Here is a 21,647-nt window from a genome sequence, read left to right as displayed (position 1 = left end):
ATGAGTATGCAACCTTTTTTACAGATAGTAGCCACGCAATTGCTGGAGCGTTTCAAAGGCCAATTGCATGAGCTGGCAGTGGTATTTCCCAACCGTCGGCAGGCAGTATTTTTCTCCAGCTATTTACAGCAACTGGCAGCGCCGCCTTGCTTTTTGCCTGAGCTGCTTACCATCGAAGAGTTGGTAGCAAAGTCGGGCAGCATGCAAGTAGCCGACAACCTAACACAGGGTTTTGCTTTGTACGAAGCCTATCTACAAATAGCCAAAGAAAAAGGCGATACAGATATTCCGCCTTTTGATGTCTTCTTTTCCATTGGCGAAACCATCCTCAAAGATTTTCGGGAGATAGACAGCTATCTGGTGAACGTGGAAGACATCTGCCAGATTTTATATGATATCGAAAGCATTGACAAACGATTCGATCAACTCACAGAAGAGCAGCGGGCCTTTTTGAAATCTTTTTGGAAGGGCACCATTGACAAAGGAAATATTCAGGAAAAATTTCTCCGCTTGTGGGAGCGGCTGCCTGCTATTTATATTGTATTTCAGCAATTGCTTTCCGATAGTCACTACACTACCATGGGTAGGTTGTACCGTCAGATGGCTACAGATGCCGACACGTTGCAACAATTGTCAACACATTGGGCGCATGTGGCATTTGTGGGGTTCAATGCGTTCAACAAAGCCGAGGAAACTTTCATCAAAGCATGGAACGACGCAGGCTATGCCAGCTGCTGGTTTGATGCCGATACCTGGTATGTGCAGCAAGCACATCAGGAAGCCGGCGATTTTTTGCGCCGCAATTTTGAAGTAGTGGGCTTGCGCAATGAGCTGCACTTGCTCAGCAGTATTGCAGAGCGAAGCCTGCCCATACTGGTGACGGCCACCGAAGGGCAAATGGCACAGGCCAAACAAATTGAGCATTGGTGGCAACACATTTCGCAACAACAACATGACAACAAACGCATTGGTATTTTACTGGCCGATGAAAGTTTGCTCATACCAGTGTTGCAATCGTTGCCGGCGAGTATGCAGCAGGTCAATATTACCATGGGCTATCCGCTACAGCAAAGCCATGTCTACAGTGTGCTGAAATTATTTTTTGATGTGCAGCAGGAAATGCTGCAGCATCAATACAAAAGCGTTCATCATACCATTGCTCGCCGCTGGCTCGAGCATCCGCTCTGCGATGCTGGCAGAGAAGACCTTGCCAAACTGCAGGAAAAAATATTGAGGGAAAACCTGATTCGGGTACCTGTTGCTGCATTAGCATCATTATCTAAAGCGAGTGCTTTATTGTTTGGCCGTATGATGGCCGATATGGAAGCCTTTCAGCGACTGCGGGAGATGATGGAGTTGTTGATACAGTTGCCAGTAGCGAAGACCGATCACATGACGAAAGGATTGTGTACCACTGTTTGGAAAACCCTGCAACAGTTGGAGCCATTGTTTGCAGCCTTGCGGCCCCAACCCGATTTGTATTTCATGGGCAGCTTGCTCATGAAACAACTTGGTAGCCTGAGCGTACCTTTTGAAGGCGAACCGCTGCAAGGGGTACAGCTCATGGGTTTGCTGGAAAGCCGTGGCCTCGATTTTGACGAACTCATTGTGCTCGGTGCCAATGAAGGAAGCCTGCCCCGCATTAAACCACCCGATTCTTTTTTGCCCGACAATGTGCGACGTGCTTTTGGCCTGCCGGTGCCCGAGCATCAGGATTCCATTTTTGCGTATGTGTTTTATCGGTTGCTGCATCGTACTCAACAGCTGCAGCTGGTGTACAATGCATTAGTAACGGACAACAGCACGGGAGAAGTGAGCCGCTTTGTGCAGCAGTTGGAATTTGAATCGAAAATTCCGGTGCATCACTCCAAAGTAAGTTATCAGGTGGCGCCAGATGCGTGGCCCGAAATAACGGTAGCAAAAGATGATGCTGTGATGCGGCTACTCTCTATATACCACATGCAAGAGTCGCCTAAAACCATCTCGCCATCGGCTATTAATACGTACCTCAATTGCCGGCTGCAATTTTTCTTTAAACACCTGGCCCGTATTGAAGCGCCGGAAGAATTGGAAGAAGCCGTAGAAGCATCTGCAGTGGGTAGCGTGGTGCACAAACTCATGGAGCTGCTCTACACCGAATGCGGCTCAACATTCAACAACGCCATTAGCAAAGAAGCGGTGCACTGGATGCAAGAGCACAAGGAACGATTGGTAAACGAAGCGTTTCGGTTGGCATGGCGGCGCAAAGAAATCAAAGGCACGTTTGAGATTACGGGAGAGCTGCATATTGTGCGGGCCATTGTGTTGCAGTATGTCGATTTGTTGTTGCGGGTGGATGAGGATTATGCTCCATTTACTTTGAAAAGTTTAGAAGTAAAACTCGCTGAATCTTTTACTGTACCCATTAAAGGCAGCATGAAAAGAGTAGTGCTGAGTGGTTACGTTGACCGTGTGGATGAAAAAGATGGCGTAGTGCGGATGGTAGATTACAAAACAGGTAGCGATAACCCATCGTTTCATTCGCTGGAAGCCCTTTTTGAACGTGATGGCAACAAACAAAACAAAGCTGCTGCGCAGACGCTGCTCTACAGTTGGATGTTTCGGCAGAAGTTTCCTGCCCAACGCAATTTTGAACCTGCACTCATTGCAGTGCGGCATTTACAGCATAACAGCAATCAGGTGCAGCTGATACACAAAGCGGCAGATGAAGTGGTGTCGTATCAAAACATTCACACGGTACTCGATGCTTTTGAAACGCAGGTACGTACCGTGTTGGAAGAACTGTTCGACCCTGCCGTAGCCTTTGATCAAACACCCGATGCCAGCCATTGCCAGTATTGCGATTTTGTCGGCATCTGCGGCAGGGCATAGCCCCGGATTTCAATCCGTGGAAAAGGATTTCAACCCCGGGGGGAAATAAAAGACAACAAAAAACCAAAGCTTTCGGCTTTGGTCATCCAGTGTCGGCTTCAGGTACCAAGATGCCCGGATACTTCAACGGTGCATCTTGTCCTTACTGCCTATTTATAAAAATCCAGCAGGTGGCGCTTCATGCTCTTCAAGTTCACTTTGCCTTGCACCTGGCCAGATGTTTGTTGATCGTTTGTTGAACAATCTTCAGATTGGGCGCCGCTACGGTTGCTGAGCATTCCGTAGGTAATCAGGGCTACCACCAACATGATGGTGAGCAGTATTCCCGATTTGGCAGTTACAGTTTTCATAGCAGGGGGTGGTGTGTTTGCAGTATGAGACGAAGATAAATCGCAAACGTTACAGGTTTGCCTAAATTTATTTCCCGCAGCTATTTTTAACGAAACTTAACCTGCCAAAGGCCATTCACGCAACACACGGTACCAACAAGTTTAAGGGTTCAGGGGGTGCGGTAGGTGGGCGTGAATGGTTGACGCTGCGAAGCTATCGGTATCAAACCGCTGTTGCATGCACCATTGAACAAACGGTGTCTTTCATTGATTAAAAGGCGGTTTTCACTTTACAAAAGCAGGCCGTGGCAAACTATGTCGCTCCGCATTACCTTCGCTTCGCTTAAAAATTGCCTGAAACATGAACGAAAAATTTGTTGCCCGTATAAAAGCCGAATTGGCCGAAATAGAATCAGCCGGCCTTTTCAAAAGAGAACGCATTATTACCAGTGAGCAAGGTCCTGAGATAACCGTGAACGGCAAGCAAGTGCTCAACTTTTGTGCCAACAACTACCTTGGTCTCAGCAGCCATCCCAAAGTCATCGAAGCGGCTCACAAAGCCATTGATACCCATGGTTATGGCATGAGCTCCGTGCGTTTCATTTGCGGTACGCAGGACATTCACAAAGAGCTGGAGCAGAAGCTTGCTCAATTCCTCGGTACGGAAGACACTATTTTATACGCCGCAGCTTTCGATGCCAATGGTGGCGTCTTCGAGCCCCTGTTCAATGAGCAGGATGCCATCATCAGCGATGCGCTGAACCATGCCAGCATTATCGATGGCGTTCGATTGTGCAAGGCGCAGCGCTACCGCTACGAGCACAACAATATGGCCGACCTCGAAGCCAAGCTCAAAGAAAGCCAACATCTGCGCAGCCGCATCATTGTTACCGACGGTAGCTTCAGCATGGATGGCACCATTGCGCAGCTCGATAAAATTTGCGACCTCGCCGATCAGTACGATGCCATTGTAATGATTGATGAATGCCACAGCAGCGGCTTCCTCGGCAAAACCGGCCGTGGCACCCACGAATACCGTGGGGTGATGGGGCGCATCGATATCATTACCGGCACACTCGGCAAAGCCCTCGGCGGCGCCAGCGGCGGCTTCACCAGCGGCCGCAAAGAAATCATTGAAATGCTGCGCCAGCGCAGCCGGCCCTACCTGTTCAGCAATACCGTAGCCCCGAGCATTGTGGGTGCCAGCATTGCCGTGCTCGACATGCTCACCGAAACCACCGAGCTCCGCGACAAACTCGAGTACAACACCAAATACTTCCGCAGCAAAATGACCGAAGCCGGCTTCGACATCAAGCCCGGCGACCACCCCATTGTACCGGTAATGCTGTACGATGCCGTGCTGGCACAAAACTTTGCAGCCCGCATCCTCGACGAAGGCATTTACGTCATCGGCTTCTTCTTCCCCGTGGTGCCCAAGGGCCAGGCCCGCATACGGGTGCAAATGTGTGCTGCTCACACCCAAGAGCACCTCGACCGGGCCATTGCCGCCTTTACCAAAGTAGGCAAGGAGTTGGGAGTGATTCAGTAATTGTTATTAGTAATTTGGAATAAGGAATTAGGGAGGCTCGTTCAACTTGAACGGGCCTTTTCTGTACCACCTTTAGGAGGCAAAGGGTAAGGCAAGGCGGGGGCTGTCAGCAGCAGTGCAAATCCCAGCTTCAGTTCGCTCCCCTTTGGGCTCACTTCGTTCGGTGCTGCGCACCCAGCCCGCCGGGCAGCGCAGCCCTTCAGCAGTCGCACTTCGCTAAGCCATCCACCCCTTTCGCTGATTGGTTGAGGTCAACTTGCGCATGGCAGATGAATTTTCCGAGGTAAATCCCTCAGTAATGAAACAGGTATGGTTGTTTGTTTTTTGCATGGCTGCAACAGCCGGCATGGCACAAAACGTAGGCATTGGCACCAGCAGCCCACAAAAAAAACTGCATGTGGTAAGTGCAGATAGCATTGCCCTGCAAATAGAAGGGGCTGATTTGAGCAGCAGCACGGCTGCCGTAGGCATTTCCCTCAGGCCTACCAACAATGTGAGTTTTGAATGGATGGCACTCAGAGGCAGAGATGATGCTTTTGTAATAAATTCAGCTCGTCTGTATCTCAATCGTAAATACAATAATGACATACGTACGGTAATGTTTGTAGACGAACTTGGACAAGTGGGCATTGGCGGTACAGAAGCCAATCTGGCTAATCCGGTGCTGGCAAAACTGAATATTCTTCAAAATGGGTTCTCAGGAAATGGCATTTATCTGGAAGCGCCATACCCTTACAACGGACTGCTTATCAGGGGCCTTTCTTCAAGCCTTTACCCTAATCCTTCAGCACAAAGTATTTCTGCCATCCGGTTTGATTATAATCAATCACCCAACAGCAGAATCACAATGGAAAATACGTTTCAACCCACTACTCCGCGAATGAATATCGAAATATATAACCCCGCCACGTACGATTATGAAAAGGCGTTCACGATATCCACTACTTATGCAAGTGTGACTAAAACCCTGTATGTTGATAAGAGCCTTACTGTGACCGGGCCCATATATGCCAATGGTTCTATATTCGCCGGTGTAACAAGGCCTTTTGTAGATGTGGACATGCCCACCAATTATATTGCAGAAATATTTTGTGCCTGCCCCAATGGTTTGAAAGCCATTGGCGGTGGAGGCGGCCACAGAGATTACAATACGGCTGCACAAGACATCAAAATCAATTACTCCGGCCCCGACCCAGGCAATGACAGCCGATGGAAAGTGATAGCTACCAATACCAACACCACTCAATTGCGGGCCGTAAGGGTGTACGCCATTTGCGCCGCAATACAGTAAATGAATAAATCACCTTTTATGCGATTAACACTATTGCTGTTGTGTGCAATTGGCGTAGCAATAACGAATGCGCAGCCCGCCAAAAAACTGCCCATCATCGACATGCATTTACATGCATTAGCTGCCAATGATCAGGGCCCGGCACCCTTGAATGTCGGTGCGCCTTTTGCACACTGGGGCTGTCACGATCCGAAGCAGCCCTACATGCAAACCATCATGCAAGTGTTCAAGAATGGCGATTGGACCAGCCATCCGCTTACTTCTCCCCTTACAGATTCTGCATTGATGGTGCAAACCATTGCCGTGCTTAACCAATACAATGTGTATGGTGTAACCAGCGGCGAGCCACACATGGTGCGGCGTTGGAAAGCTGCAGCGCCAAAGCGCATCATCAATGCCGTGATGTGGAATTACTACGATGTGCAAATGGTTGGGCTGTCGGTTGATTCGTTGCAACAGTTGTTTCAATCCGGTGAGTTCAAAGTGTTTGGCGAGTTGGGCCTTCAGTACGAAGGCATTTCTTTTAGTGACAGTCTGGTGGAGCCATTTTTAGCCATGGCAGAAAAACTGGATATACCCGTGGGCGTACATGTGGGTCCTGGCCCGCCCGGCGTTATTTACATGGGTGCAAATAATTACAGAGCCAGATTGCACAGCGCTACACAACTGGAAGAAGCGTTGGTGCGGCATCCCAACCTTCGGGTGTATGCCATGCATGCCGGCTGGCCCATGCTCGATGATATGCTGGCTACTTTATACGTACATCCGCAACTACATGTTGATTTGGGCATTATTGCTTTTGCCATGCCTAAAAAAGAGTTTTATTTCTACTTGGAAAGATTAGTGAATGCAGGTTTTGAAAAGCGCATCCTGTTTGGCAGCGACAATATGGTATGGCCACAGAGCATTGGCGTTGCTATCGATAATATCAACAATGCGCCTTTTCTTTCGCCATCACAAAAAAGAGATATCCTGTTCAACAACGCAGCCCGTTTTTTACGCTTGTCCAAAGAACAAATTCAACAGATGCATGAGTAAAGCGTTGGATGCAGGCGGCTTCGGATTATATTAGGCACTTGGATATTCATTTGGCATCATTGGGACGATATCTTTTTTTACTCTTGCTGGCAGCAATGTTGCAGCAAGTGGCGGCGCAGCCTTTTCCATGGCCGGTATTTACCAGCTATACCCAAAGCAGCGGGTTGCCATCGGCTACCGTACAGGGTTTGGCAAGAGATGAGAGGGGCTACTTGTGGGCTGCTACACCTGCTGGTTTGGCTCGCTTTAATGGCCGTCGTTTTGAACCCATTTTACTTACAGACAGCAGCGGCCGTCCGGTAGAGCAAGAAATAAAAAACATCGTACTGGATCATCAGCAACGGCTCTGGGTATTGCTACCCAATGAGCTGGGTTGGGTCAATCATCGTACACTTCGGTACACCCGTGTTAGCAGTTGTGTGTACAGGGCTATCAGTAAAGATGCAAAAGGGAACGTACATGCATTTACGCAAGACAGTGTATTTGTTTTTACCAATAATGCAAAGCAGGCAAAACGAACGGGCATAGCCATGGATGGCATGAAGCCTTTTGATAAAATCCGCCATCTGTATTGGTCGGCCAATACACTGATGGTGGTAGATCGCCAATGGCATTTTCAACAAATCTTGACCATTGCACAAGACAGTCAACCGGAGCCAGTTACCATTCGGGATATATTGGTGTATACGCCTGATAAAGTTTTTATAGCCAGCTATGGCAAAGGCGTTTTGTACTTCAATCCGCAAACCAGACACTTGCAAACGCTGCCGGGTTTTACCGGACGAAGCACTTGTAAAAGCCTGACGTTGTGGAAAGACATTCACGGCAAACAATGGCTGCTGGCAGCGGCAGACAGGCAGTGGTGGATGGTAGATCCGCAAACCCTTGCTTACCGCATATTGACCTATCACCCCGGCGATGTACATGGGTTTCCTTTTGCCAACCAGAGTTTGCTGGTGTATACCGATGCGCAGGGCATTGTTTGGACAGGCAATGAAGATGGCATTGCCGCTATCGAGCCATTTCGACAACAGATGCACAGGTTGAATTTTAGCAGTGCAGTACGATGGGGTGGCCAACCTGTATTTGATGGCTTGGCTATGAGCCTGTCAATTGTACCCAGTGGCTTTCGCATAGGTGGTTGGTACAGCAAGGGCTGGCATTGGTTTGATGCCGCATGGGCGCATCAGCAATCGGTGCAGCAATTGCATGGTTCACATCAACTGTTGTGGCAAGGAGTATACGGCCAGTATTGGCAACAGCCTGATAGTTGGTGGTTGTCATCCGATAGTGGCTTGCTGTGCAAAAGCAATGGACAAACAACGGTGTATTTTCCACCGGGTGCCAAGCATGCAGATGATTTTATTTTGCGCAATATCAGTCGGTATAATGATTCACTATTGAATGTTTGTGGCAGAAAGGGCATTTTCATATTTAATACAGCATCTCAACAGTTTCAGCAAAGCTATTGGGCAAATGGCAGTGGCGAAAGTGGACTGCCTGACGCCAATGTTGTGGCCAGTTACTTGTCGTCATCGGGCCATCTCTACGCCAGTACCAGTAAGGGTTGGTTTAGAAAAGAAAGAAACAGCAACCGGTTTCAGCTACTGCTAAATACAGCAACCGGTGCTGCCACCAATGGTTTTGCTGGCATGGCCGAATCGCCAAGTGGAGAAGTGTACGTGGGGTCAAAAAATGGCATCTATGTTGTACAAGAAGGTACCGATGCAGTGAAAGCCTTATCGGATGTGCCTGCTACCAACATTTTCAAATTGCAGTTTGATAAAAACGGCCAGTTATGGGCAACCACAGCCACTGGTATATGGTGCCGCTTAGCTGCAGGCGATTGGTGGCAGCTGAACACCGCCAATAGCGCTGTGCCCAATGACTATTTGGATGGCTATTTTGAAAAAGATAGTTTGGGTAACCTGTATGCAGGTGCCAATAAGTGGCATGTTGATTTCAATCCTTCAGCCCTGATTGCCGCCAGGCCCATCCCCATCATTGATGTGGATGCAGCCATGGTGAATGGTGAAATCTTTTTACCTGAAGCACAAATGCTGTCGCTGCCGGCTGGCACAACTACCTTTACGTTATTGGTCAACAACCTCAATTTCGATGGCTCGCCAGGCAGTGAATTGTGGTATCGCTTGCAGCATGAATCTGATACGGGCTGGCACAGAGTGGGTGAGGGAAAAATATTGTTTGCCAACCTGGGCCCCGGTCGTTACACACTCGATATTCGTGGCCCCATCGATCTGGTTACAATCCCATACAGTTGTACTGTTGAGATTGCCGCTTTCTGGTATCAAGAGTGGTGGTTTTATGCATGCTGTGTAATATTGGCAGCCTTGTTGTTGTGGTGGTTGGTTCGGAGGCAAATGCGCCAGCAACGTATGGCAGCCTTGCACGAAAAGCAATTGAAAGAAGCGCAGATGCAGGCATTGCGTACGCAAATGAATCCACACTTTATTTTTAATAGTTTGAATAGCATCAACAGTTTTATACTCGATCAAAAAACTGATGAAGCCAGTGAGTACCTGACTACGTTTAGCAAACTGCTCCGCAATACGTTAGAACTAACCCGAAACAATACAGTTAAACTGGACCGGGAGTTGGCTGCATTACAACTGTATATTGACTTGGAAAAAACGAGAGTGCCGCACTTTGATTATCACATTAGCATTGGCGCAGCTGTACAGCCCGACATGATAGAAGTGCCTCCGCTGGTATTGCAGCCCTTTGTAGAAAATGCGATTTGGCATGGATTAGGCAACAAAAAGGAAACTGGACATTTACACATCAATGTTCAGCTGTATGACTCCAATGTTGTATTAATAACCATTGCAGATGATGGCATTGGAAGAGCAGCCACACAGCAAATACAGAAATCACATACCTCGCTGGGCATCGAGATTACAGTACATCGATTGAAGATGCTGAACGCAGCAAACGAAGTGCTGTATGAAGATTTGTACAACAACGGGCAAGCTGCAGGCACCATGGTAAAACTCTGTTTACACCTACACTAAAACTGCTACATGATTAACGCAGCTATTATTGACGACGAATTTCATGGTATCAATGCTTTGTCACATTTGCTGCAAAAGCATTGTCCTGAAATAAACCTGTTGTTTTCCACACAACAACCTGAAGACGCTGTTCATTTACTACAGTTACATGAACCCGACTTGGTGTTTTTGGACATAGATATGCCCAGGCTGAATGGCATTGCTTTATTGCAGCACCTGAGCAGCATCCCCTTCAAAGTTATTTTTACCACGGCCTACGATCAGTATGCCATTCAGGCCATCCGCATGAATGCTTTGGATTATCTGCTCAAGCCCATTGACAAAAAAGAATTGCGCAATGCTGTGGATCAGTACCTGCAGTTTCAGCAGCATACCAGTCCTGTGCAAGTGGCTTCGTTGCAGCGCATGCAGCAAGGGCACACTATTGATACGCTGGCTGTAACCACCGGCCAGGGCCTGAGTTTTGTGAAGCTGGAAGAAATAGTAGTGCTGGAAGCAATTAGTTGCTACACCCAAATTGTACTGCAGGATGGGAAGAAATTATTAGTGAGTAAAACACTGGCTTTATTTGAGGAAACCCTGCAGCATCAGCCACAGTTTTTTAGGGCACACAAATCGTACATGGTGAACGTAAAGGCCGTGGTTCAATACATTCGAGGTGAAGGTGGCGAATTGCTGTTACGCAATGGAATGCGCATAGCACTGAGCAGGCAAAAAAAGCAGGAGTTTCTGGCACTGTTTACTAAAATTTAGGACGTTGATGCCAGTCGATGAGAAAGAGTAAAAACTTCCTCGTTATTTTGATAGAAACAGTGCTATGTAAGTTTGATGCAGCGCAATACCTTCCTTGTTTGTATAAATAAGTCATTACTATGATCATTCATCACGTTTTCTTTTGGCTCAAAGAGCCCGATAATGCTGCCCATATTGCCCAGTTGAAAAATGGATTACATACGCTTGCCGCCATTCCTCAAGTCAAACAATTACTGGTGGGCGGGCCAGCTTCAACCGAAAAGCGATCCGTAGTAGACAATAGCTATCAGGTATCAGAACTCATGTATTTCAACAGTCTCGAAGACCAGGCTGCTTATCAGGAGCATCCTATCCATCAGGCATTTGTGCAAGCGTGCAGCCAATTGTGGAGCAATGTGCTGGTGTACGATATGGCTGTCGATCAATAGCCGTTTACTCAATCATGCTGTAAATCCACTATTTTGGTGAGTGCTATCAGCTATTTTTCTCTTTAGTTCGCCACTCATTGTAAACTGCCCCTCCTTTATGAAAAAAAATATCCTCCTTGCCTTTGTATTGCTTACAACTGCGCAGGCATTTGCACAAACAAAAACGGATAGTACTCAACAACAACAAGCATACATGAATATGTACCGCCGGTCGCTGGAGTACGACGATATGAGCAGTGCCGCCTATGCCCTCACCGGCTACCTGATGCATGGTGGTGCGGCGCAGTTTAAAGACACACTGGCCGTTGTCTATTATCGCTTAGGTAATCTCAATGGCGCTTATAAAATGGCCAATGAAATCAATCAGGCTAACCCCAAAGACATCACGGCACTCACTTTGCTGGCCGACATTACCGGCCGTGCCGGTGATACTAAGGCCAGCCTCGATTGGTACGAAAAACTGTGTGCCCTTTCGCCGGAGCCGTACAACTTTTATCAGCTGGCTACCCGCCAGTTTTTGCTGGAACGCATTGGTGAGTGCAAAGCCTCGTTGAATAAAGTGGTTGCCGATTCGGCCAAAGCCCGACAAGAAAAAGTATCACTGGAAATAAGCGCCGGCAATAATGAGGCGGTGCCTGTATTGGCTGCAGCGTACAACATGCTCGGGGCGCTGGCTTTCAGAGAAAAGCAAAATGCTGAGGCAAAAAAGTTTTATGAACTGGCGGTGAAAGAGTTTCCTGAGTTTGTAATAGCCCGGCAAAACTTGCAAAGTATGCAGCCTGCAGCTCCAAAACCGGCAGCTGGTAAGCCTGCAGCTAAGCCAAAAAATCATTGATAATCAATGTTTTCGAACATTGCCATCAAAAAAAAGCGTTGAAATCCTTGATTTGTTTGGTTTTTATTTTGCAGAAAAGATGCTCACCCCTACCTTTGCCGTCCTAAAAAATGCGCCATGAACCAGGATGCAATCAAGTTTATACACGAACAACTGACTACCGCCAACGATCTTCCAAAGTTTAAGGCTGGAGATAATATTACCGTTAACTACAAGGTAGTTGAAGGTGCTAAAACACGTATCCAGAGCTTCAAAGGCGATGTGATTAAGCGTCAGGGCACTGGTGCTACTGCAAGCTTCACTGTTCGCAAGGTAAGCGACGGCGTAGGTGTAGAACGTACCTTCCCTGTAGTAAGTCCTCACATTGATAGTGTTGTGCTCAACAAAGTTGGTAAAGTGCGTCGTGCCCGTTTGTTCTACCTGCGTGAACGCAGCGGTAAGAGTGCACGTATCAAAGAAAAACGCTACACTGCAGAATAATCTGCAGCTCTACAATACGAAGAGGAACGCTATGCGTTCCTTTTTTTATGGCATTGGGTGCTAGAAATGCAAAACCTGTACTTTTAGCCACGCAACACTTACCTTTACAATCCAAAAAAATAGAATCATGTTGTCAACTTTGCTGTTAAGCATGCCCGGCGGAAGTGAGTGGATCCTTATTGTGCTGGCTGTACTCATCCTTTTTGGTGGCCGTAAGATCCCCGAGTTTATGCGTGGTTTGGGTCGCGGCATCCGTGAGTTCAACGATGCCAAATCAAACGTGAAAAAAGAAATTGAAGATGGCATGAATGAAAAAGAGAAAAAAGCTGAAGCTTAATTTTTTCATTCCTTTCCTTCCATAAAGTACAGTCAAAAAGCAGATGCTTGCTAGCCGTAGCAGCTTCTGCTTTTTGTATTATTCCCCCAGCGTATGTCGTTTCAGTTTTCAGGCATTAGCCAATACCATCAGCAATTACAGACCGGTACTGCTACTTGTGTAGCTACTGTGCAGCATTATTTACAGCAAATAGCCAATGCCAAACCGCTCAATGCCATCCTGCATGTTTTTGAGCAAGAGGCCATGGCGCAGGCCTCAGAACTGGATGCTGCTGTAGCTGCAGGTAAACCTCTACTGCCACTGCACGGCGTGGTGGTTACTATCAAAGATGTGCTCAATTACGAAGGTCAGCCTGTAACGGCTGGCTCTCACATGCTTGAAGGGTATAAGGCAGTGTATTCTGCCACTGCCGTCAAACGGTTGTTGGATGCTGGCGCCATCATTATTGGTTCTACCAATTGCGATGAATTTGCCATGGGCAGTACCAATGAAAACTGTGCTCATGGAGTGGTGCGGAATGCTGCCGATCCTAACAGGGTACCCGGTGGTTCATCGGGCGGTGCTGCGGTTGCCGTGCAGGCAGGCTTGTGTATGATAGCCATTGGCAGCGATACGGGCGGTTCGGTAAGGCAGCCAGCCGATTATTGCGGTGTAGTGGGCCTCAAGCCCAGTTATGGCCGCATTAGCCGCTATGGCCTCATTGCATACGCCAGTTCTTTTGATTGTGTAGGGGTGTTGGGCACGAATGTAGCCGATGTAGCCACAGTATACGATGTACTGGCTGGCCCCGATGGATTGGACAGTACGGCTATGCAGGATGAACCAACTCCTGCTGCTACGCAATTAGCAACACCACAAAAGCCATTGCGATTTGCCTGGCTGCAGCCCACTTTGGGCGAAACGAGCCCTGATGCCGAAATACAAACCGCAATCCGCAACACTTTTGCGCAGCTGGAAGCAGCAGGACATACCGTGACCGCCGTGCCGTTTGATTTGATGGAATACATTGTGCCTACCTATTATGTACTTACCACGGCGGAAGCCAGTAGCAACCTGGGCCGTTTTGATGGCATTCGCTACGGGCATGCCGCCAACGGCAATGCGGATGATTTAACAGCCTTTTACAAGCAGAACAGAAGTGAAGGTTTTGGTACCGAAGTGAAGCGCCGCATTATGCTCGGCACTTTTGTACTGAGTGCCGGTTATTTCGATGCCTATTTTACCAAGGCCCAGCAGGTACGTGCCAAAATTGTGGCTGAAACATCGCTGATTTTCAGTGAGTTTGATGCCATACTGATGCCAGTAAGCCCAACAACAGCACCATTATTGGGAGAGCTCAATCAAGATCCGGTGAGCATGTATCTGGCAGATATTTATACAGTTTTCGCTAATCTGGCGGGCATTCCGGGCCTGGCTTTGCCGCTCTACAAACACAGCAATGGCATGCCCTTTGGCCTGCAAGTGTTGTGCAACCGGGGCGAAGAAGTACTTTTGCACCGCATTGGCGCTTACCTTGAAGCCAGCTTCAAAGTCAACTAAGCCATTGTTCAAACCATTTTCGCATGCAGCAGCGTCGTTCATATTTCAGCACTTTGTTTTTCAGCATAGCCATGCTGATGACAGTTGCTGCTACTGCCACTGACCCTAAAGTGAAGCCTGCGGAAAAGAAAGACACAACTGCAGGAAAGGGTTTGGAAGAAAAGGGATTTCGCAATTTGTTTGTGAACACACCCGGCACAAATGGTGTAGCGGCTGCACCTCAGCTCAATCCGCAGGTGCTGCCTTTTGTAGAAGATTACCTGAAAAAGCACGAAAAGCATTTGCAATCAATGAAGGGTTGGGTTGGTCCCTACTTTTCCATGATGGATGCCATTTTGCAGAGCTATGGTTTGCCAAAAGAACTGAAATACCTGGCCGTTATAGAAAGTAATTTGCAGTCGTATGCGCAAAGCTGGGCAGGTGCTGTTGGGCCTTGGCAGTTTATGCCAGAAACTGGTCGTAGAATGGGCTTGCGCATTACTTACCGTTACGACGAACGCACCGACTATTACAAAAGTACTCATGCCGCAGCCAAATACCTGCGGGAACTACACGGCCAATTAGGCGATTGGCTGCTGGTGATTGCTGCCTACAATGGTGGCCCCGGCAATGTACAATCTGCCATTCGTAAAAGTGGCAGCCGCGATTTCTGGAAGTTGCAGTTTTACCTGCCACAAGAAAGTCGCAACCACGTTAAGAAATTCATCAGCACACATTACATTATGGAGGGTGCTGCGGGGCAAACGACCAGCACCAAAGAAGAGTGGGCCAACCATCAAACCAAGATGGTAGATCAGATTGCACAAATGCAAACCCAGTTAGACCCTGCCGTACTCAACAGTACGGCCACAACAGAAGTGCAGGGTCGTTACAACTCTGTGGTGGTGGCCAATGCATTGGCCATGGACATCAACACTTTCAATGCATTGAACCCGGGCTTTGATGCCATAGTAAATACAGAAAAGGGTTACACGCTGCGCATCCCAACCGACAAGATGGAATTTTTCAAAACCAACCGGTTTAATATTCTTTACCAATCGGTGGTGGCTACCATGCAGCAAGCTACCAATAGGAGCACACAGTACCCAGCAACAGAAACTAAGCCTGCGGCCAAAAAATCATTGAATTAAGCGTTCCTTATTGTGTCTGAAGTTTACTCAGCACTTGCTCAATAGCGGCCGACTTCCACTGGCATTCTTCATATTCTTTTTCCGGCACACTGTAATGGGTGATTCCGCTACCTACATGGTAGTGTAGCTGCTTTGCAGCTTGCTCATACACGATACTGCGAATCACTACATTGAAATCGAAATCGCCGTTGGGTTGAATGTAGCCCACAGAGCCAGAGAAAATGCCTCGCTGCCCTTGCTCATATTTATCGATGAGCGACACCACACTCGGCTTGGGCGCACCGGTCATGCTGCCCATTGGAAAGGTGGCTTGTAAAATCTGTGCAAAGCTTGTACCAGGGCGAAGTTCTCCTTCAATGGTGCTGATCATTTGATGCACCTGCGGGTAGGTGTAAATACCAAACAGCTCAGCCACTTGTACAGAGCCGCTGTTGCAAATCTGCGACAGGTCGTTGCGTACCAAATCAACCACCATCACGTTTTCGCTGCGGTCTTTTTCACTTTGCTGTAATTGCTGTTTCAATGTTTCGTCTGTATCGGTATTGTATTTATGCCGGCTGGCTGTGCCTTTAATGGGCTGGCTGTACAAGTGGTTGCCACGTTTCATGAGGAAACGTTCAGGGCTGGCACAAGCCAAATAGTTGCTGTCAATTTTGTAATAGCACGAAAATGGATTGGGCGATACTTCGCACAACGACAGATACAATGCTACAGGATCAACCACAGCATCGGGTACTAAAAACTGCTGACAAAAATTAATCTCATAACAATCGCCACGCAAAATGTGCTGCTGCAACGTAGCAATGGCTTGCAGGTATTGTGCCTGCGAGAGAACAGGTGTCATTTGCCCAATGCGCATGCAGCTTTGGGTAGAAGCATTCCCTACATACTGCGATTTGATGACTTTGAAAATTTCATCGGCCAAGCGAACATCATCAGCATAAATACAAACTGAGTTGTCGTTGCATTGCAGTACTATTTCTGGTACAAACAAGCATGCATCAGCAAAACCATCGGGATCGGGATGTGGATGCTGCGATTGTTGCTGCATCAATTCGTAAGTGAGGCCGTAACCAAGATGGCCGAAAATCCATTGGCCGCGGTGCTCTTGTGTAAACGCATCTATTTGCGCCAATGCTTTACCAGCTTGTGTTTGCAGCATGGCTTTGGCTCCCACAGCCAGCAGACACTCCTGCTGCTGCCATGGCGATGCGTATTGATGATTGTCTAAAAAGCAACAACTGCTGAACTGGTTGGCCCAGCTCAACAGTTGTTGCTTAAATACGCTAAGGTTATGAATGGGGTAAACCTTACCTGCTTGCATGTTTTTGTATGCGACTCAATTAGAAGTCGTCTTCGTCGTCAAAGCTATCGCCGCCGTCGCCAAACAGGTCGTCGAACTCATTGAGGTCTTCGTCCAGTTTGAAGTCGTCTTCTTCATCCTCGCCTTTTTTGCCGCCTTTTTTAGCGCCAGATTTTGGCAAATCAAATTCTTCGAAGTCAGGGTCCCAGCTTTCTTCTTCGTCTTCTTCACCCTTTTCCCAATCGTCCTCGTCGTCTTCTACGTCTTCATCGTCTTCGTCTTCATCTTTGGCTTTTTTGCCACCTTTTTTCTTGGGGGCATCATCCTCGTCTTCATCTAAATCGTCGTCGTCATCATCTGCCTTTTTACCAGCGATAATGTTGCCCAACAGCTCATCTATTTCGTCTGCGGGTGTCAGGATATCTTGTTCCAATGTTGCTTTTCTAATAGCCATGTTGCGAAGGATTAGAAATGTAAAATTTGGGAGTGAAATTTATTTAGCCAAAAAAATGACGGAACTTTTTTTCAATGATTCAATCAAACTTTTTTGGACCGTTTTTCAATGTAAAACTATAAGGGTACAATTTGGTCTCGACCTGGGCCATTGCTTACCCATTTTACCGGCGCACCAATTTTTTCGTTGATGAACTGAGTATAAGTACGCATGGTTTCGGGTAAATCGTTTTCTGTTTTGCACACGGTAGTGTCGGTATTCCAACCGGGGAATGATTGTAGCACCGGTTCGATATTGGCCTTGCAAAGATCGAATGGAATCTGGCCAGTTTCTACGCCATTTACATTGTATGCTGTGCACACTTGCAATGGAGTGAACTTGTCCAGCACGTCGGCTTTGGTCATTACCACTTTGGTTACCCCGTTGATCATGCAGGCGTAGTTGAGGGCTACCAAATCAATCCAGCCGCAGCGGCGAGGCCGACCTGTAGTGGCGCCAAATTCATTGCCTGCTTTGCGCAGTTCTTCGCCGGTTGCGTCGTGCAGTTCGGTAGGGAAAGGACCGCCGCCCACACGGGTGCAATAGGCCTTTGTAATACCGATTACATCACGCACCAATTGAGGCGCTACACCCAAGCCACTCATAACACCGGCAGTAATGGTATTGCTGCTGGTTACAAACGGGAATGTGCCAAAATCGATATCGAGCATGCTGCCTTGGGCACCTTCTGCCAGTACTTTTTTACCAGCCCGTATTTTTTCGTTGAGGAAGTATTCGCCATCTACAATATTGAGGCTGCGCAAAAACTCTACTGCTTCAAAAAACTCTTCTTCCCAAGCGGTAATGTCTTCGTTGAAATTATGGTTATCGAGCAGGCGCTGATGCTTTAGGCGCAGCTTGATGTAATTGGTGGTAAAGTTCTTGTCGAGCAGGTCGCCAACACGCAGGCCATTACGTCCTGTTTTATCCATGTAAGCGGGGCCAATGCCTTTGAGGGTAGAGCCAATTTTGCCATCACCTTTTTGCATTTCGCTGGCTTTGTCCAAAGCACGGTGCGTAGGCAAAATGAGGTGGGTACGCTTAGAAATAAACATGTTTTTGCGAACGTCGGCACCAAATTTGGCTACCGATTCGCATTCTCTTTTCAGGGTTACTGCATCGAGCACCACACCGCTGCCAATAAGGTTGGTGGTGTGGTTGTGAAATACACCGGAGGGTATTTGGTGCAGCACAATTTTTTGGCCGTCTACATACAATGTGTGGCCTGCATTTGGGCCGCCCTGAAAGCGGGCAATAATATCGTAGTTAGGAGCAAAGTAGTCTACGATTTTTCCTTTGCCCTCATCGCCCCACTGTAGGCCGAGTATAACGTCAATCATGATTTGTTGGATATGCCTGTTGAACGGCAAAAATAGGAGGTTGCACCCGTGTATAGCCGATAATTGAAGGGAAGATTTAATTTGACAATTTCCTTACTCAATTACTTCTTCAATGTGGTATACTGGGCGCTGTTTGGTTTCGAGATAAATGCGGGAAATATATTCGCCCAAAATGCCCAAGGCTAGCAGCTGCACCCCGCCCAAAAAGTAAATGGGCAGTGTAATGGATGCCCAGCCCGGCGCATTGCGGCCGGTAAGAATGACGAAGATGACCCAAAATGAAGCCAGCAAACTGCCAATAAATACCAGAAAACCAACGTAGGTGATAATTTTCAACGGCACATTACTAAACGAGGTAATACCATTCACCGCCAGGTTCAGCATTTTCCGAAACGGGTATTTAGTTTCGCCAGCAGTGCGGTCTTGCCGGTCGTAGTACACCGTGGCATTGGCAAAGCCCATGCGGGGAAAAATGCCTCTCAGAAAAAGGTTTACTTCGCGGTAGCGGCCAAACTCATGCAACACCTGATTGCTTAGTAACCGAAAATCGGCATGGTTGTACACCAGATTAACCCCCAGCTTGTGCATGAGCCCGTAAAACCACAGGGCGGTTTTGCGTTTAAACCAGGTGTCGTTGCCACGGCTTTGCCTCACGCCATACACCAGTTGTGCTCCACGCAGGTAAGCTTCCAGCATGGCTTTGGTGCAATGAATATCGTCTTGCAAATCGGCATCCATACTAATCATGCAATCACACTTGCCGGTTACAAAATGCATACCTGCAAGCAATGCACTTTGGTGTCCGCAGTTGGCACTCAGCTTCAGGGTTTTAACCTGTGCACTTTTGTGCTGTCGCAACAGTTCCAGGGTGTTGTCGCGGCTGCCATCGTCTACAAACAACAGATAGCTTTCGGCGGCTATCAACGATTGAGCAACATAGTCGTTGAGCAAATGCTGCAACCGCTCCACAGTGCTGGCAATAATAGCTGACTCGTTGTAACATGGTAATACGATGGCTAACAGAGGAGGACGCATGCTGGCTACTTTATAGGGCGGCAAATTAGCGATTTCCGACGGGCTGGCAGATTGCCTGCCATGAGGCTATTACCTTCGCACAAATTTTTTGGGCATGAACAAAACTTATTGGCCACTCTGGTTGCTGCTGATTTTGGTGCTGGCAGCGGGTATGTTTTTTCCAAAACTGATGGATACCGATGCGCCGGAATATGCTGGCATTGCCATGCACATGCATCAGCAAAATAACTGGGCCGATATTGTAAACAGAACCTACGAAAATGGCCAAGCCTACGATTATCTCGATAAGCCGCATGTGTTGTTTTGGAGTGCATGTCCGGGCTATCAGCTGTTTGGCGCAACAGATTACGGCTACCGGTTGGTAAGCATACTCATGAGCTTGCTGGCTGCTTTTGCTACGGCAAAGCTGGGCGGTTTGCTGTACAATAAAAGAGTAGGGCAGGTAGCTGCGCTGATGTTTATGACCTCACAAGCCATACTACTGGCCAATCACGATGTACGTACCGATTCGTTACTCACCAGCTTTGTGGTGCTGGCTGTATGGCAGCTGGTATTGTTTATTCAAAAAAATAAATGGCAGCACCTGCTGTGGGCAGGGGCTTTTTTGGCAGGCGGCGTGGGCACCAAGGGCATGATTGCGGTATTGGTAGTGGGTAGTGTTACCTTCTTTTACCTGCTTGGTCAGCGTAATTTTAAAACCTTGTTTACCTGGAAGTGGGCCCTACTGCTGGCATCTTTCTTTGTGTTTTTGTCGCCGGTGTTGTACTACTATTATCAGCAGTTCGATTTGCATCCGGAGAAGCTGGTGAATGGTAGCTATGGCATGTCTGGCATCAAGTTTCTTTTATGGACCCAAAGCTTTGAACGCTTTGCCGGCGATAGAACTTTTGTAGACAATCCTGAGTTTAGTTTCTTGTTTCACTCGCTGCTGTGGGCAATGCTACCGTGGAGTGTGCTGTGCTACAGCGGTGTGGTTAGTCGCATTAAAGACGCTATTCAAACCAAGGGACAATCGCTGTGGCAGGTGGAGCAACTCACTTTTGCCGGAGTATGGGCCATGTTCATTTTTATGTCTATGTCGAGCTTTAAGCTGCCACATTATATCAATGTGTTGTTTCCGTTCATGTCCATTTTTACGGCACAGTTTGTTCATCAGTTTTTTGAAAAGGGCAATTTCAAAGCACTCCGTATCATCCGCAATTTTCAGTGGGTGATTGTGGGTATTCTAGGTGTATTGTTTGTGGTGCTCAATGGCTGGGCTTTTCCGGTGCAGCATTGGGGTGTTGCATTGGCAATATTGCTGTTTGCCGCCATCATCATTTGGTATTTTTTACGTACGCCTACCGATTTGTTTGATAAAGCATGGATACCTTCTGCTGCTACAATTTTGCTGGTCAATTTTGGATTGAACCTGAACTTTTATCCGCAAATAGCCCGCTACCAAGGTGGAAGTGCTATGGCAGAAGTGGTAAAAGAAATGCGGGTGGATAAGCAGCAGCTTTTTTTGTACCACACCGTGCTGCGTTCTTTTGATTTTTACCTGCAAGACTGGCGGCCCATGCTAAGTGATACGGCCATCCGTGACCGCATTGCCGCTAAGCAACCAACCCTCATTTTTACCAATGATGATGGCATTGCTTTGCTGCAAAAATCATTTGTGTTGCAAGAGCTGAGCAAGCAGCCCGATTTTCATATTACCGGTCTTAATGCACAATTCATCAATCCTAAAACAAGAAGTAACAGTTACGGATTTGTGCACCTGGTGGCCGTTGCCGGTGTTAAATAAATCACCTGACTTTTGTACATAAAAAAAATCCCTGCAAGGACTGGCCTTGCAGGGATTTTTTTTATGTGGACGATGGCT

General features: G+C 47.6%; 18 protein-coding genes. 13 read left to right on the top strand and 5 right to left on the bottom strand.

Annotated features, from left to right (window positions below; genetic code table 11):
* Complete coding sequence (locus tag V7Q13_RS07845; protein WP_333800128.1) at window positions 1–2,871, top strand: PD-(D/E)XK nuclease family protein; 2,871 nt, start codon at window positions 1–3, stop codon at window positions 2,869–2,871.
* Between the two features lie 149 nt (window positions 2,872–3,020).
* Here the strand turns inward: V7Q13_RS07845 and V7Q13_RS07840 are convergent, their stop codons facing one another.
* The gene (locus tag V7Q13_RS07840; RefSeq protein ID WP_157479860.1) at window positions 3,021–3,221 is read right to left on the bottom strand and encodes a hypothetical protein; all 201 of its coding nucleotides are present in this window, start codon (window positions 3,219–3,221) and stop codon (window positions 3,021–3,023) included.
* A 340-nt stretch (window positions 3,222–3,561) separates the two neighbouring features.
* Between V7Q13_RS07840 and kbl the strand changes: the two genes are divergently transcribed.
* From kbl to V7Q13_RS07785, 11 genes are all read left to right on the top strand, one after another.
* Window positions 3,562–4,749, top strand: a complete 1,188-nt coding sequence (gene kbl / locus V7Q13_RS07835) for a glycine C-acetyltransferase (protein WP_333800127.1) — start codon at window positions 3,562–3,564, stop codon at window positions 4,747–4,749.
* Window positions 4,750–5,047: 298 nt separating this feature from the next.
* Window positions 5,048–6,040 carry a hypothetical protein gene (locus tag V7Q13_RS07830; RefSeq protein WP_333800126.1) on the top strand — a complete coding sequence of 331 codons (993 nt, stop codon included), beginning with the start codon at window positions 5,048–5,050 and terminating at the stop codon, window positions 6,038–6,040.
* 18 nt (window positions 6,041–6,058) lie between these two features.
* Window positions 6,059–7,078 carry an amidohydrolase family protein gene (locus V7Q13_RS07825; protein ID WP_333800125.1) on the top strand — a complete coding sequence of 340 codons (1,020 nt, stop codon included), beginning with the start codon at window positions 6,059–6,061 and terminating at the stop codon, window positions 7,076–7,078.
* A 38-nt stretch (window positions 7,079–7,116) separates the two neighbouring features.
* A complete protein-coding gene (locus tag V7Q13_RS07820; protein ID WP_333800124.1) occupies window positions 7,117–10,110 on the top strand; it encodes a sensor histidine kinase in 2,994 nt (997 codons plus the stop codon).
* Between the two features lie 9 nt (window positions 10,111–10,119).
* Window positions 10,120–10,863 (top strand): LytR/AlgR family response regulator transcription factor, encoded by a 744-nt coding sequence (locus V7Q13_RS07815; RefSeq protein ID WP_333800123.1) that lies wholly within the window; start codon window positions 10,120–10,122, stop codon window positions 10,861–10,863.
* 119 nt (window positions 10,864–10,982) lie between these two features.
* Complete coding sequence (locus V7Q13_RS07810) at window positions 10,983–11,291, top strand: Dabb family protein (RefSeq protein ID WP_333800122.1); 309 nt, start codon at window positions 10,983–10,985, stop codon at window positions 11,289–11,291.
* Between the two features lie 97 nt (window positions 11,292–11,388).
* Entirely contained in the window at window positions 11,389–12,126 is a 738-nt protein-coding gene (locus V7Q13_RS07805) for a tetratricopeptide repeat protein (RefSeq protein WP_333800121.1), read from the top strand.
* 117 nt (window positions 12,127–12,243) lie between these two features.
* A complete protein-coding gene (gene rplS, locus V7Q13_RS07800; protein WP_333800120.1) occupies window positions 12,244–12,606 on the top strand; it encodes a 50S ribosomal protein L19 in 363 nt (120 codons plus the stop codon).
* A 127-nt stretch (window positions 12,607–12,733) separates the two neighbouring features.
* On the top strand, window positions 12,734–12,943 hold the full coding sequence (locus V7Q13_RS07795) for a Sec-independent protein translocase subunit TatA/TatB (RefSeq protein WP_157479848.1): 210 nt from the start codon (window positions 12,734–12,736) through the stop codon (window positions 12,941–12,943).
* Between the two features lie 93 nt (window positions 12,944–13,036).
* Window positions 13,037–14,482: an Asp-tRNA(Asn)/Glu-tRNA(Gln) amidotransferase subunit GatA gene (gene gatA / locus V7Q13_RS07790; RefSeq protein ID WP_333800119.1), complete on the top strand. Its 1,446-nt coding sequence runs from the start codon at window positions 13,037–13,039 to the stop codon at window positions 14,480–14,482.
* A 23-nt stretch (window positions 14,483–14,505) separates the two neighbouring features.
* Window positions 14,506–15,612: a lytic transglycosylase domain-containing protein gene (locus V7Q13_RS07785; RefSeq protein WP_333800118.1), complete on the top strand. Its 1,107-nt coding sequence runs from the start codon at window positions 14,506–14,508 to the stop codon at window positions 15,610–15,612.
* 7 nt (window positions 15,613–15,619) lie between these two features.
* Here the strand turns inward: V7Q13_RS07785 and V7Q13_RS07780 are convergent, their stop codons facing one another.
* From V7Q13_RS07780 to V7Q13_RS07765, 4 genes are all read right to left on the bottom strand, one after another.
* Window positions 15,620–16,936 carry an anthranilate synthase component I family protein gene (locus V7Q13_RS07780; protein ID WP_333800117.1) on the bottom strand — a complete coding sequence of 439 codons (1,317 nt, stop codon included), beginning with the start codon at window positions 16,934–16,936 and terminating at the stop codon, window positions 15,620–15,622.
* Between the two features lie 19 nt (window positions 16,937–16,955).
* A complete protein-coding gene (locus V7Q13_RS07775) occupies window positions 16,956–17,369 on the bottom strand; it encodes a hypothetical protein (RefSeq protein WP_333800116.1) in 414 nt (137 codons plus the stop codon).
* 116 nt (window positions 17,370–17,485) lie between these two features.
* Window positions 17,486–18,748 carry an adenylosuccinate synthase gene (locus V7Q13_RS07770; RefSeq protein ID WP_333800115.1) on the bottom strand — a complete coding sequence of 421 codons (1,263 nt, stop codon included), beginning with the start codon at window positions 18,746–18,748 and terminating at the stop codon, window positions 17,486–17,488.
* A gap of 93 nt (window positions 18,749–18,841) precedes the next feature.
* On the bottom strand, window positions 18,842–19,783 hold the full coding sequence (locus V7Q13_RS07765) for a glycosyltransferase family 2 protein (RefSeq protein ID WP_333800114.1): 942 nt from the start codon (window positions 19,781–19,783) through the stop codon (window positions 18,842–18,844).
* A gap of 94 nt (window positions 19,784–19,877) precedes the next feature.
* Here V7Q13_RS07765 and V7Q13_RS07760 point away from each other — a divergent pair, with 94 nt between their 5' ends.
* On the top strand, window positions 19,878–21,569 hold the full coding sequence (locus V7Q13_RS07760; protein ID WP_333800113.1) for an ArnT family glycosyltransferase: 1,692 nt from the start codon (window positions 19,878–19,880) through the stop codon (window positions 21,567–21,569).
* Window positions 21,570–21,647 lie beyond the last annotated feature (78 nt).

The sequence above is a fragment of the Phnomibacter sp. genome (assembly GCF_036803085.1).
Lineage (GTDB): Bacteria > Bacteroidota > Bacteroidia > Chitinophagales > Chitinophagaceae > Phnomibacter.
This window is presented reverse-complemented; position numbering and strand designations above follow the sequence as displayed.